Source organism: Saccharothrix hoggarensis, from assembly GCF_042678885.1.
GTDB lineage: Bacteria > Actinomycetota > Actinomycetes > Mycobacteriales > Pseudonocardiaceae > Actinosynnema > Actinosynnema hoggarensis.
Window position 1 is genome coordinate 1 of sequence record NZ_JBHTLK010000051.1, and the last position, 12577, is coordinate 12577.

14 protein-coding genes and 1 tRNA gene are annotated in these 12577 nt (G+C 70.1%); 8 read left to right on the plus strand and 7 right to left on the minus strand.

Annotation, left to right across the window (positions count from 1 at the left end):
* On the minus strand, positions 1–1225 hold a 1225-nt coding region (locus tag ACFQ3T_RS12415), incomplete at its 3' end, for a helicase-related protein (RefSeq protein ID WP_380723393.1).
* 22 nt (positions 1226–1247) lie between these two features.
* On the opposite strand from ACFQ3T_RS12415, the gene ACFQ3T_RS12420 reads away from it, so the two are divergent.
* From ACFQ3T_RS12420 to ACFQ3T_RS12440, 5 genes are all read left to right on the plus strand, one after another.
* A complete protein-coding gene (locus ACFQ3T_RS12420) occupies positions 1248–2348 on the plus strand; it encodes a glycosyltransferase (protein ID WP_380723394.1) in 1101 nt (366 codons plus the stop codon).
* Positions 2349–2352: 4 nt separating this feature from the next.
* On the plus strand, positions 2353–3165 hold the full coding sequence (locus ACFQ3T_RS12425; RefSeq protein WP_380723395.1) for a GNAT family N-acetyltransferase: 813 nt from the start codon (positions 2353–2355) through the stop codon (positions 3163–3165).
* Between the two features lie 61 nt (positions 3166–3226).
* Positions 3227–4540 (plus strand): MFS transporter, encoded by a 1314-nt coding sequence (locus ACFQ3T_RS12430; RefSeq protein ID WP_380723396.1) that lies wholly within the window; start codon positions 3227–3229, stop codon positions 4538–4540.
* Between the two features lie 80 nt (positions 4541–4620).
* Positions 4621–5376 carry a DsbA family protein gene (locus ACFQ3T_RS12435; RefSeq protein ID WP_380723397.1) on the plus strand — a complete coding sequence of 252 codons (756 nt, stop codon included), beginning with the start codon at positions 4621–4623 and terminating at the stop codon, positions 5374–5376.
* A 125-nt stretch (positions 5377–5501) separates the two neighbouring features.
* Positions 5502–5574, plus strand: a tRNA-Ala gene (locus tag ACFQ3T_RS12440).
* A 292-nt stretch (positions 5575–5866) separates the two neighbouring features.
* Here the strand turns inward: ACFQ3T_RS12440 and ACFQ3T_RS12445 are convergent.
* The 4 genes from ACFQ3T_RS12445 to ACFQ3T_RS12460 are packed head-to-tail and all read right to left on the minus strand — an operon-like array spanning position 5867 to position 9208.
* A complete protein-coding gene (locus tag ACFQ3T_RS12445; RefSeq protein WP_380723398.1) occupies positions 5867–7063 on the minus strand; it encodes a hypothetical protein in 1197 nt (398 codons plus the stop codon).
* Complete coding sequence (locus ACFQ3T_RS12450; protein WP_380723399.1) at positions 7060–8358, minus strand: hypothetical protein; 1299 nt, start codon at positions 8356–8358, stop codon at positions 7060–7062. The genes ACFQ3T_RS12445 and ACFQ3T_RS12450 overlap by 4 nt, the downstream gene beginning before the upstream one ends.
* Positions 8355–8684 (minus strand): hypothetical protein, encoded by a 330-nt coding sequence (locus ACFQ3T_RS12455; RefSeq protein WP_380723400.1) that lies wholly within the window; start codon positions 8682–8684, stop codon positions 8355–8357. The genes ACFQ3T_RS12450 and ACFQ3T_RS12455 overlap by 4 nt, the downstream gene beginning before the upstream one ends.
* Positions 8684–9208, minus strand: coding sequence for a YbaB/EbfC family nucleoid-associated protein (locus ACFQ3T_RS12460; RefSeq protein ID WP_380723401.1), 525 nt, complete (start codon positions 9206–9208; stop codon positions 8684–8686). The genes ACFQ3T_RS12455 and ACFQ3T_RS12460 overlap by 1 nt, the downstream gene beginning before the upstream one ends.
* Positions 9209–9984: 776 nt before the next feature.
* On the opposite strand from ACFQ3T_RS12460, the gene ACFQ3T_RS12465 reads away from it, so the two are divergent.
* From ACFQ3T_RS12465 to ACFQ3T_RS12475, 3 genes are all read left to right on the plus strand, one after another.
* Positions 9985–10398, plus strand: coding sequence for a hypothetical protein (locus ACFQ3T_RS12465; RefSeq protein ID WP_380723402.1), 414 nt, complete (start codon positions 9985–9987; stop codon positions 10396–10398).
* Positions 10385–10726: a hypothetical protein gene (locus ACFQ3T_RS12470; RefSeq protein ID WP_380723403.1), complete on the plus strand. Its 342-nt coding sequence runs from the start codon at positions 10385–10387 to the stop codon at positions 10724–10726. The genes ACFQ3T_RS12465 and ACFQ3T_RS12470 overlap by 14 nt, the downstream gene beginning before the upstream one ends.
* A gap of 127 nt (positions 10727–10853) precedes the next feature.
* The gene (locus ACFQ3T_RS12475) at positions 10854–11240 is read left to right on the plus strand and encodes a hypothetical protein (RefSeq protein ID WP_380723404.1); all 387 of its coding nucleotides are present in this window, start codon (positions 10854–10856) and stop codon (positions 11238–11240) included.
* 70 nt (positions 11241–11310) lie between these two features.
* On the opposite strand, the gene ACFQ3T_RS12480 is transcribed toward ACFQ3T_RS12475, so the two are convergent.
* Together ACFQ3T_RS12480 and ACFQ3T_RS12485 are read right to left on the minus strand one after the other, a co-directional pair.
* Complete coding sequence (locus tag ACFQ3T_RS12480) at positions 11311–11760, minus strand: iron chaperone (protein WP_380723405.1); 450 nt, start codon at positions 11758–11760, stop codon at positions 11311–11313.
* A gap of 43 nt (positions 11761–11803) precedes the next feature.
* Positions 11804–12418: a glyoxalase gene (locus ACFQ3T_RS12485; protein ID WP_380723406.1), complete on the minus strand. Its 615-nt coding sequence runs from the start codon at positions 12416–12418 to the stop codon at positions 11804–11806.
* Positions 12419–12577 lie beyond the last annotated feature (159 nt).

Genomic DNA, 12577 nt, shown 5'->3' on the forward strand with positions numbered 1-12577 from the left:
CGCGGTCGGTCGCGGCGCCGTTCCGGTCCAGCGCGCCCAGCGCGCGCCGCACGGATCGGCCCGCGTCCAGCGCGCCCTGCGGCGGGGCGTCCCACCAGGCGAGCCCCGACCCGTCCGGCACGCCCCAGCACGCCAGTTCCAGCGCCAGCCGGGTCAGGTCGGCGGTGCGGATCTCCGGCTCCGGGTAGCGCGGCAACGTGCTGTGCTCGTGCGCGGGCCAGCAGCGGTAGACGCGGCCCGGCGCCTCACGTGCGGCGCGACCCGTGCGCTGGTCGGCCACGGCCGCGCTGACGCGGACCGTCGCGAGCCCGGACAGGCCGCGCCGGTGGTCGACGCGGGGCACGCGGGACAGGCCCGAGTCCACCACCGCCCGCACGCCGGGCACGGTCAGGCTGGACTCGGCGATCGCGGTGGACAACACGACCCGTCGCCGGCGACCGGGCCGCAGCGCGTCGTCCTGCGCCGTGGCGGTGAGGCGGCCGTGCAGCGGCAGCACGTCCACGTCGTCGCCGACCAGCGAGGCCACGCGCCGGATCTCCGCCACGCCGGGCAGGAACGCGAGCACGTCACCGTCCACTTCGGACAACGCTTGGCGGACGGCGCGGGCTACGGTGGTCTCGACCCGTTCGCCGCGCGCGGGCGGGGTGTGCGCGACGTCCACCGGGAACGTGCGCGCGTCCACGCGGATCACCGGCGCGTCGCCGAGCAGGTGCGCCAGGCGGTCCGCCGCGACGGTCGCGGACGTGGCCAGGAGCCTGAGGTCCGGTCGCAGCCCGGCCCGCGCGTCGAGGAGCAGCGCGAGCAGGAGGTCCGCGTCGAGGTGACGCTCGTGGCACTCGTCCAGCAGCACCGTGCCGACGCCCGCCAGCTCCGGGTCGTGCTGCAACCGCCGCACCAGCAGGCCCGACGTGACGACCTCGATCCGGGTGTCCCTGGACGTCTTGCGGTCGCCGCGCACCGCGTAGCCGACGGTCCGCCCGACCGGTTCGCCGAGCAGGCTCGCCATGCGCGCGGCGGCGGCGCGGGCGGCCAGGCGGCGGGGCTCGGCGACGACCACGCGACCGTCCAGCGCCAGCGGCACCAACGTCGTCTTGCCCGTTCCGGGCGGCGCCACCAGCACCGCCGAGCCGTGCGCGGTCAGCGTGGCCGCGATCTCGCCGAGCAGCGGGCGGATCGGCAGGTTCGGCAGGTTCGGCAGGTCCACGGTGAGCCAGTGTCGCCCCACCGGCCTGTGCCATTGTGGACGCATGGGGAAATGGGGTGTCCTCGGCGCGACGGTGGCCCTTGCCCGCGCGGCCGCGACGATCAAGGTGTGGGGCGAGGTCAAGCGCCTCCCGACGACCGCGGTGGACGCCGGGCCCGTCACGGTGGTCGTGCCCGCGCGCGACGAGGAGCGCGTCATCGACCGCTGCCTCACGGGGCTGCGCAAGCAGGAGCACGCCGACCTGCGGATCGTGGTGGTGGACGACGGGTCGACCGACCGCACGGCCGAGGTCGTGCGGCGGCACGAGGCCGAGGACCCGCGGGTGCGGCTGGTGGTCAGCGCGGGACCGCCGTCCGGCTGGGCGGGCAAGGTGCACGCGCTGCACCTCGGCAGCGCCGACGTCGACACCGACTGGATGCTGTTCGTGGACGCCGACACCGAGGCCGCGCCCGACCTGGTCGGCCGGCTGCTGGCGAGCGCGCGCCGCGACGGGGTGGACCTGGTGTCCACGTCGGGCCGGGCGAGCGGGCCGAGCGTCGGCTGGTGGCTGCTGCTGCCGCCGGTCAACCAACTGCTGTTCGAGACGACGACCACCGACGGGCGGCGTGGCATGGCGCTCGCCGTCGGCCACTGCATCCTGGTCAGCCGCGCCGCGTACGAGCGGGCGGGCGGCTGGGCGGCGATCGCGGGGTCGCGCGCGGACGACGTCGGCTTCGCCACCCTGGTTCGCGACACCGGCGGCCGGACGCGGTACGTCGACGGGTCGGACTCGCTGGTCACGTACGGGTTGGACACGTTCGGCGACACGTGGACGTCGATGCGCAAGAGCATGGTCGCCGGGATGGCGCTGTACGCGAAGGGGCCCGCGAGCGCGTTCCTGTCGCTCGGCTCGACCGGGCTCGCGCACCTCGCGTACGGGGTCGTGCCGGTGGTGAGCGCGCTGCGCGGGTCCAAGCTCGGGATGCTGACGTGGCTCGCGCAGTCCGTCGCGCAGTGGGCGTTCCTGCGCCGTACCCGGCAGCCGCGGTCCGCCGCCGTGCTCGCGCCGCTGGCCTACGCCACGTTCGGCGCGATGTCGTTGGAGGCGGCGTGGCAGGCCCTGCGCGGCACGACGAAGTGGAAGGGCCGGGACGTGCGAGGCTGAGACCGTGGTTGACCCGCTGCGCGACCCCGACGACCCCGAGCTGCTCGACCCGTACCGGGCCCGTGAGCTGGCCGGGCTGGTGGAGACGACCCGGCTCGCGTCCGGCGCCGTCCGGTACGGCAAGGTCGGCCGCGTCGGCGTGGCCCAGGTCGTGGTGAACCGGGACAACCCGCTGCCCGGCGGCAACCACGCGTGCGCCGTGTACGGGTCGTCCGCCGAGGTCGCGGGCACGCTGATGCGGCTGGAGCAGACGTTCGCCGACGTGGGGCGGGCCGAGGCCGTGGTGTACGCGTCGCCGACGACGGTGGCCGAGATCGAGGGCATCGCGGACGACACCGGCTGGCACGCCGTGGAGGAGTCGCTGGCCGTCGTGCACCGGGGCGAGGTGCGGACGTCGCCGCTCGTGCGGCCCGCGCGGGACACGGACCTCGAAGGCATCGCCGAGCTGCTGGCCGACGACCTGGGGGTGGACGCCGCGCGGCTGCTGCGGCACCTCGGGCAGCGGTTGGACGACCCGCGGTGCGTGTTCGTCGTGGTGGACGACGGCGACCGGATCGGCGGGTTCGCGTCCGGGTTCGGCGAGCGCCGGGTCGGGTTGGTGGAGCACGCGGTCGTGCGGCCGGCCCGTCGTCGGCGCGGGTTGGGCAAGGCGCTGGTGCTGGGCGTGGTGGCCGAGTTGCGGGAGGCCGGCGCGCTGCTGGTGGCCTCGCACGTGGCCGAGGGCGGCGCGGGCGAGCGGTTCGTGGAAGCGTGCGGCTTCGACGTTTGTTATCCGGTGACGGCATACGCGCGCAGGGTCGACGAGCTGCTCGATTGAGTATTTAGTTGCCGTACCGCATATCCTTAGCACAGCTAACGGAGATCGGAAGGGGCGCACAGTGCTGGGGACCGGGTCCGACGTGAAGTCCAAGCCCCGGCTGCCCGGCGAGGTGTGGGTCCTCGTCGTGGCGAGCTTCATCATCGCCCTCGGGTTCGGCATCGTCGCGCCCGTCCTGCCCGCCTACGCCAAGAGCTTCGACGTCGGCACGTTCGCCGTGTCCGCCGTCGTCAGCGCGTTCGCGCTGGTCAGGCTCCTGTTCGCGCCGATGAGCGGCCGCCTCGTCAACCGGTTCGGCGAGACGTGGGTTTACATCGTCGGCATCCTCATCGTGGCCGTCGGCACCGGCGCGTGCGGCTTCGCGACCGCGTACTGGCAGCTCATCGTGTTCCGGTCGTTCGCGGGCATCGGCTCCACCATGTTCACCGTCGCCGCCGTCGGCCTGCTCATCCGGATCACCCCTGCGCCCATGCGCGGCCGGGCGTCCGGGCTCTGGGCCACCGGCTTCCTGCTCGGCAACATCGGCGGACCCATCGTCGGCGCGGCGCTCGTGGAGATCTCCATCCAGGTCCCGTTCGTGACCTACGCGGTGGCCCTGGTGGTGGCGGCCCTGGTCGTCTGGTGGTACCTGCGCAAGTCCACGCTCGCCGCGTTGGACAGCTCGAACGAGAACGCGTTCATGTCGATGCGCACAGCCGTGCGGCTGTCGGCGTACCGGGCGGCGCTGGCCTCCGGGTTCGCCAACGGCTGGGCGGTGTTCGGCGTGCGGATCTCGTTGGTGCCGCTGTTCGTGGTAGAGGCGCTGCGCAGCACACCCGCCATCGCGGGCATCTCGCTGTCGGTGTTCGCGGCCGGCAACGCCGCCGTGCTGATGATCTCCGGGAAGCTGTCCGACTCCATCGGCCGCAAGCCCGTCGCCATCGCCGGCCTCGCCGTGTCCGCGATCGGCACGGTCTGGCTGGGTTTCAGCGGCAACGTGCCGATGTTCATGGTGGCGTCGCTCGTCGCGGGCATCGGCGCGGGCCTGCTCAACCCCCCGCAGAACGCCGTCGTGGCCGACGTGATCGGGACCAAGGCCAGGGGCGGCCCGGTGCTCGCCGGGTTCCAGATGGCCGCCGACTGCGGCGCCATCATCGGCCCGCTGCTCGCCGGCGTGCTCGTCGACCAGTTCTCGTACCAGGCCGCGTTCACCCTGACGGGTGCGATGGCCGCGGTGGCGCTCGTGTTCTGGCTCTTCTCGCCCGAGACCCTGCCGCGGGCGGACGACACGCACGTCGCGTCCGACGTGGCCGGCGAGTCCGGCTGCCTCGACGAAGGCCCCGAGGTGCCGGTCGGCGAGCGGGTGGCCGGCAGGCCGCGTCAACCGGACGCGTGACGCCTCCCGTCGCCACTCAGGTTCCGCTCAGCATCGCTCGGTAGCGTGCGGGCGACGTTGAGCGGGAAGGATTGAGCGACGTGGGTGGCGCGGAGCGCAACGCTCGGAAGAAGAAGCAGGCGCAGCGGGCGGCGAAGTCGGTGACCGCGGCACGGGCGACGTCCGGCGACCGGACCAAGATCGTGATCGGTGTGGTGGTCGTCCTGGTGCTCGCCCTGGTCGTGGTCGGCGGGGTGATCTGGTCCAAGTCGGGCGAGGACGACGCGCTGACCGTGCCGCCCGGGGTCACCGGAGTGTCCGCGCCGATCGTTCGCGAGGGCGGTGTCGTGGTCGTCGGCAAGGACGGCGCCAAGGCCACCATCGACGTCTACGAGGACTTCCTCTGCCCCGCGTGCGGCAGCTTCAAGAAGGCGTACGGCGACCAGATCAAGCGTGAGATCGAGGCCGGCACGCTCAAGGTCAAGTACCACGTGCTGCCGTTCCTGATCCGGTACTCGTCGCCCGAGGGCTACTCGCGCGACGCGGCGAACGCGGCGCTGTGCGCGGCCGACGAGGGCAAGTTCTGGGAGTACCACGAGGTTCTGTTCGCCGAGCAGCCGGACGAAGGCGGTCCGGGGCACACCAAGGCGGAGCTGGTGAAGCTCGGCGCCGACCTCGGGATCACCGGCGAGGGGTTCAAGCAGTGCGTCGAGAGCGGCGCGCACGAGGCCGAGGCGCAGTCCGACCTGGACGCCGTGAAGGCGACCGGGAAGTTCGCCGGCACCCCCACCGTGATGAAGGACGGCGAGGTCGTCGACTGGGACGGCGACGACTGGCTCACCAACCTCGTGAAGTAGCCCCGCACCCCGTCTAGCAGCCCGTATGCCGCAGGGGACCCCCGATTTCGTCGCCGGCGGGGCCGTGTTGTACGGTATTGCCACACGAGAACGGCGGCCCCAACCGCCGGGAAACGTGCAGGCAAGGGGCTGTGGCGCAGCTGGTAGCGCATCACACTGGCAGTGTGAGGGTCAGGGGTTCGAGTCCCCTCAGCTCCACAATCGAATATCGCATACGAATCGCCCGCTGACCTGCGGTAATGCAGGTGGCGGGCGATCTTGCTTTTCCGACCACTGTGGACTGGCCCTGCCGATCTGGAGCAAATCTGGAGCAGGAGCGTGCGCCGCGCGAAGGTTGTCAGCTGTGTGCTCCAGGTCTCGTCAACTCGGCAGAGAGACCTGTGAGTGACGTTTCGGTGGTCGCAGCGGTTGTCGATGTCTGGTTCCGGTGCGTCCCCCGCGACGGCCTTGGACGACTATCAGCGGGCAGGGCTTGTGGGCCCGACCCAGGTCATCGCTTCTTGCGCTTGCCGGAGCGCGGCACGGTCCCGGTCTTCGCTCGGGCAGGGGGTTCGGGGTACGCCTCGATGTAATCCTGCCCCTGCATGAAGCTCAGGAAGCTCTTCACCACCAAGCGGTACAGGACGTACAGGAACCCGATCGAGGCAGTAGCGAGGATCGCGACGTTCCAGGGGTTCACCGCCCCGTCCACGACGTAGAACTGTTCCTGCCAATTCTTCGATCCCGTGACCAGCGACAGTGTCATGCCCGACAAGGCGAAGAGTGGCATCAGGAGGAAGCCCGCCACGGGGATCAGGCGGTAGGGCCGGTAGTCGGTGCGGTAGTGGACGCCGGCGCGGCGCTGGAGGTGGGTGAGCGCGTTGGTTCTCCGGACACCGCTTCTCCGCCGCCACTCGTCCTCGGTGAGTTCGCCCTCGTCGACTTCCACGCCGGCTGATCGGGCCTCGACCGCGCGCAGGACGGCGCGTCCGACCTCGTTCGTGACCGGCACGAGCAGTTCACGTGCGGTGCCGAGGATGTGCAGCGCGGGACCGGCAGTCACGTCGAACTCGCGTGTGTTCGCCTCCGGCAGGCCGGAGAACACCAGCACCCGGCAGACCGTCTCCTGCTCGACGTCAACCAGTTCGATGGACCGAAGCGCCTGCCACGGCACCGCGACCGCGTCACGTGACCGCTTCCGGCGTGAGCCCAAGCTGTCCAGCACGAGCCTGTCGTGCCGAACGCACAACCGCGCCTTGAGACCCCTGACGCGGAACGGGATCTCCAGCCTCGACGCGATCAACCCGTCCGTGACGGGGCGGGTCATGACGAACCGTACGGCCTCGCTCAACCCCCAGCAGGCCGCGGTCAACCCCGCGCCGATCGCGAGCGCGATCGGCGAGTTTCTTCTTGACGCGATGGACAGGCAGGTGAAGACCGCGAGGGACAGACCCGGAAATGCCGCCCAGCGGGTCCAGATCGCCCACATCGTCGTCCGGTGCCGATGCCACCACAGTCCGGTGCCGATGATCCCCCAGATGCCGATGCCGCCCACCAGCATGTCGACCAGCCCGGTCGAGGACGGATCGGCTCGGCCCGCGAGTTCGGCGTCCCACGCGTCAAGGCGCGTGTAGGCGACGACCGGTACGACTGCGCCGAGGGCGGCCAGGACCAGTCCGGCCGTCCTGCGCGCGAGCACCTCGATCACAGCTCGCCTTCCATGCGCTGGAACGGGTCTGTCCGACCCGCGTCCCCGTGCTGCTCCTCCCAGTGCTTGCGCCAGGCTTCGTCCTTCACGTCCTGTTTGGCCTGGGCATCGGCTTCGCGGTGGGTCTGGTCGCTCCACTCCTGGACCGCCGCGTTGCCGAGGATCTTGGGGTAGTTCGGGAGGCTGAACTCCGGCCGACCTGGTCCGATGGACATCTCTCGTTCGAGCATGTCGCCGGCGTTGTCCAGCCGGGGGGCGTCGGTGCCCATGCGTTCGCGGAGGTTGTCGTTGCGCGTGCCTGCCAGCGAGTCGATCGCGTCCTTCTTGTCGCCTTTCAGTTTCTCGCCCTGCTCGCCGAGCGCCTCCAACCGCTTGGCGTCGCCTGCGTCGAGCTTGCCCGCCTGTGCCTTCTTCGCCATGTTCAGGGCCTGGTTGGCGTGTTTCGCGGCGTCGCGGTTGTAATTCGTGACGGTCTTCTCGAGGTTCTTGGTCGTGCCCTTGAGGATGTTCCGCGAATTCTTGGCATCGTCGGCGACCTTCTCGAGCTGCTTGACCACCTTGCTGATCTTCTTGGCGTTCTTGCCTGCCGTGATCGCGCCCTGCGCGACGGTGTCGGCGATGAACGCCGCCTGGGACGCGCCGAACGTGACCGGTGCCAGCGCGGTCGCCGCCGCGAACTTGATGATCGCGTTGGACACGAACGTCGCGATGGTGTCCCGGACCGCGCCGCGCACGACACCGACGGCCGACGCGGCCACCGTCATGGCCCGGGCGGCGGAGGTGGCGTGGTCGGCGCCACCCGCGACCACGTTCGAGAAGTCCTGCACGGCCTTGCGGTAGCCGTCGATCGCCGCGCCCTGCAAACCGCTCAGCGTGTCGAGGGTGTCGGAGTACTTCTCGGAGGTCTCCCGCATGCGCTCGGCGATGTTGCTCCAGGTCGTCGCCATCGCGTTCACGGCGTCCGGGTCGCCAGCGAGCAGGTCGAGACCTTCCTTGAGGAACCCGATGTGCTCGATGAGCCAGCCGATGCCCGCGGACAGCAGGCTGCCCAGCGGGTTGGTCACGAACCCGAGGAGGTCCATGCCGACTGCGGCGAGGTCACCGGCGACGGCGCCCCAGTCACCCTTGACGCCGTCGTAGATCGTGTTGGCGGCGCTGCCGAAGATGCCGGAGGCGTCCCACGCCTGGGTTGGGCTGTCGAAGTTGGAGAACCCGGCGAGGTCCTCGGCCTTGAACCCCTCGGTCGCGTTGAGCGGGTTCAGCTCCGTGATGTTCTTCGATTCCCCGTCGGTCACGGCTTCGCTCCGTCCAAGCCCTCACGCAGCTCCCGGAACACCTGCGCCATCGACTCCTCCTGGTCCGCGTAGCTCTGGCGCATGCCGGCGAAACGCTCGACCACGGCGCCACCCGCTTCTTTGACCTTGCCGACGTACTCGCTCGCGTCGTCCGTCCAGTTCTTCATGACCATGGCGAAGAACTGGCCGACGACGCCCCACGCCTGCACGTTGCCGACGTAGTCGGACGCCGCGTCCGCCGCGTCGGGGAGTCCTGCGACGAGTGCCTTGAGCTCGCGCTCGTGCGCTTCGAGCACCGCGAGGTCGACCTGGTACCCGTCGGACATCACCAACCACCGTCCTTCTTGAACGGGCCGCGTTGGTCGTAATCGGTGTCGTCGTCCTCGACCGGACGGCGCACCGGCCGGACAGGTGGCGTCTGCCGAGTCACCGCCGCGTCCTGCTGTTCCTCGTTCACCACGAACTGCCGCTGCGATTGTGGCTCCCGGGTGTGCTCGTCGGGGACCTCGATCGGCGGGATCTGCTCTTGGACGAAACGCATCGCGTCGCTGTTGTCGCCGATCACCGGTGCCATGATCGTGGCGATCCGGTCGACGGCCTGGGCCTGGGCGCGCTTGGCCGTGGACACCACCAGTGCGGCCAGGCGTTCCTTCGGCATGTCGTCGGCCTTCGAACCGAACGACAGGCTCATCAGGGCGCCGCCCGCGCTGACGCTCACGCTCACCGCGCCGTCGGAACTGGTGGCGGAACCGGTCAGCTCGGCGATCCTCGCCTTGGCTTCCTCTGCCCGCTCCAGGAGGGCGGACGTGCGGCTCTCGTAATCTTCGATCATCCGGTGGGGGTCGGTCATCAAGCCCTCCTCATGAGGGGATCAACACGCCGACGCGATGCGGCGCAGCCGTAGGCACCATTTCCGGCGTTGGCGGGAGCCTGAATCGCCATCGTGGTAGTACCGCTGTACAGAGCTTTGCCGGGCGTCTCGGCTACGAAGTTGATCCGCTTGCCCGCTTCGGCCCGCATGCCGCCCGCTTCTTCGGCCATGACTCCGCGTGTTCCCCTTGCTCCTCCAGCCGGTAGGCGATGATGGCAGAGCGAGGGTTCCGCTGTCAGGCGAAGTCGTCACTCATGCGGTAGGACGCTGCTTCAGAGCGTGATCGACTGCCGGAGCCGCGCCACCCCCGCGATGATCGATGAAGCGGTCCAACTGACCACCGACCGGGACGCGCCGCGTACCGTGTGCCCCGCCACCTGCCCGTGCCCGACGCCACGGTGCAGGACGCCTGCGCCAACAGGTTCCGTGGACCGCGGGTGCGACCGTCGCCGATCTCACCAACGACTACGCGTTGTACCCGTACGCCGATCTGGCGGTGCGCACCTGGGCGGACCGCCTACCGACCAGGCGAACCTGGCCCGGAACCGAACCGGAGTCCGCCCGTCTCTGGGCACGGTTGGCGGGCAAGGACCTGTCCGCTTGGACGCTGCTCACACTCGCATGGGGAGTACGTCATGCCAGTACCTCAGGAGCCGTCGCAATCTGACCTATCCGCAGCACTGATCACCCTCGCAGACCGACTCCTGCCTAATGACCAAGAGTCGCTCGCCCGGTTCTACCCGCAGGGACTGGACTTGACCGGCCTGGTGTTGCGGTCGATTCGGTTCGAGCGCCGAGGCCCGGGCTGCACGCTGCGCGTCGACCTGCCGGTCGCCTCGGACGTGCCCGGCTACCGCCGCGTGCAGGCGCACCTGGGATTCCTGGCGGTCGATGACGTCCGGTTGTCCGGCGGCGCGGTGCTCCTGGCCACTGTGTCGGTCGAGTTCGCGGAACGGCCGAGGGCGAGGCTGGCCGTGTCGGTGACCGGCGAGGCGTTGCGCCTGACGCTGACGTGTGCCGAGCAGTTCCGCTTCGGCAAGATCAGCGCCCACAACTCGCCTCCGTACGAGGTGGACGACGGGCCGCACGAGTTCACGAGCAGGCTGGACCAGCGGCTGTACACGGCAGTACCCGGACCGGAGATCGACACCTACCATGAGCGCATCTGACCTGTCGGCGTTCGAGCTCTACGCCCTGCACTGGGACGAACGCGACCAAGCGATCACCGCGTCCTTCGAAGGACCGCTGGACGAAGCCACCCGTCGGAGCTGGGAGGCGCCACCCGAGCATGACTGGGTGCGGTTCCACCTCAGGTTCGCCGTGGTCGACGACGTGGAGGTGCGCGGCTGGAGCCACCAGTTGCCCACCAGGGTGGAGCAGGTACCGGTGGGGGACCGGGTATCGGTCACGGTGACGGGAGAGGGCACCGACGTCAGGTTCACGGCGGCCCCTGCCGTGCTGGTGGGGAGCCGGACGTCCGTAGCCGGGTCGCTCTAACCAGCACGCGCAACGGCACCAAGAGCTGACGTTGTCTCATTCATCGATCATGGGCATGAGCCTGCACGATTGAGTCTTGGTGGCTGTGAGTGCGAATGGGGTGGGCGTGGGGATTCGGTGGTGGGCGGTGGGGTTGGGGCGTGTTCGGGAGCCCGATTTGCGGCCGTTGACGTGGGAACGGTTGGTTTTGTTGCGTGAGAGGGCGAAGGCGCGGGGGTATGCCGGGCGGGCTTGGCGGGACGGCTTGGATTACGTCGTCAACGAGTCGGCGTTCATCTGGCTCCAGGTCGGGGACGAGATCGGTGACGGGGTGGTGGTGTGCAACCTCGTGGTGTCGCAGGTGGAGTTCGCGGGAGTTCGGCCGGTGGGCAGTTCGGTTCGGCGGCACACCTTGCACGTGCATCGGGGTGACTTGCGGCGGTTGAGGCGTGCTTCTGCGGAGGAGGTGGGGCGCGCCTACTTCGTGTTGCAGTCCGCGTTGCCGCTGGATCTCGATGAGGTCGGGCACTGGTGACGGTGGGCCGTGATTGCAGTGGGTGCGGGGTGGTGCCTTCGATGGGGCAGCGAGGGCTGATGACAGGTGGTTAGGCCACGGCTTGGCGCACCAGGGCGGTGAGGCGCTTTTCGATCTCTGGGGTGATCTTGGTCAGGGCGAACGACGTAGCCCACATCGCGCCGTCGTCCAGCTTCGCGGTGTCGTTGAAGCCGAACGTGGCGTAGCGGGCCTTGAACTTGTCGGCGCTCTGGAAGAAGCAGACGACCTTGCCGTCCAGCGCGTACGCGGGCATCCCGTACCAGAGCTTCGGCGCCAGCATCGGCGCGTTCTCCTTGACGATGGCGTGGACCCCTTCGGCCAGGACCCGGTCGGCGTCCGGCATCTCGGCGATCTTCGCGAGCAGGTCGCGCTCGGCCTCCGCCGCCTTGTCGGCGCGCGACCCCCGGCGTGCCTCCTTCTTCAGCTCTTGCGCGTGGTCCTTCACGGCGGCGCGTTCCTCGGCCGTGAAGCCCTCGTGGGTGCTGGTCTTGCGGGCCATCGTGGAGTCCTTTCCGGAGTCGTGAAGTGGGATTGTGGCGAGGTCAGGACAGGTTCGCCATCGCGGTGGGTTCCCAGGTGAAGCCGTCGGGGTCGGTGAAGGCCGGGCCGGCGATCGTGATGCGGTGGGAGCCTGCGCCGTCGGGGGATACGCCGAGGTCCTTGGCGAGGGCGCGGCGGCGGTAGAGGGCGAGCGTGACGGGGCCCGTGGCGAACTCGACGTACCTGCGGCCGAAGCTCTTGGCGACGGTGAGGCCCTGGTCGACGTAGAAGCGCTTGCTCGCGGCCACGTCGGCGACGCCCAGCAGGAGCACGACGGCGTCAACCCGCTTCGACGGCGGCGCGGTGTCCTTCTTCGCCGAGGTGGCGACCTTCCAGATCGTGCCGTCCGGGGCCTGGACGACGCCGCCGTAGCCCCACAGCGACTTCGCGGCGGGCTTGAGCACGGTCGCGCCGGCGTCCACGGCGGCGGTGACGAGGGCGTCGACGTCGGCGGGCTGGGACACGCCGAGCGACAGGGTGAACCCGCGGAAGCCCGTGGTGGGTTCCTGGGAGGCACGCAGGCGCAGCAGGGCGCCGAGCCCGAACGCGGCGGTGTAGAAGCGTTCGGCGGCGGCGGGGTCGGCCACGTCGAGGGTGACGGTGTCGATGGAGGTCATGTCGACAACGCTAGGTGCGGGCCGGTGACCAGTGCTTCTTGATTCCTGATCGGTCGCCGGAGTGGGCGGAGCGGCGGGTTCGCGTCGGCGACGGCCCCTGCCCGGGTGGGTGAAATCGCGGTGCGTGGTGGGGCCGGGTTGTCCTAGCCTGGTGACGTG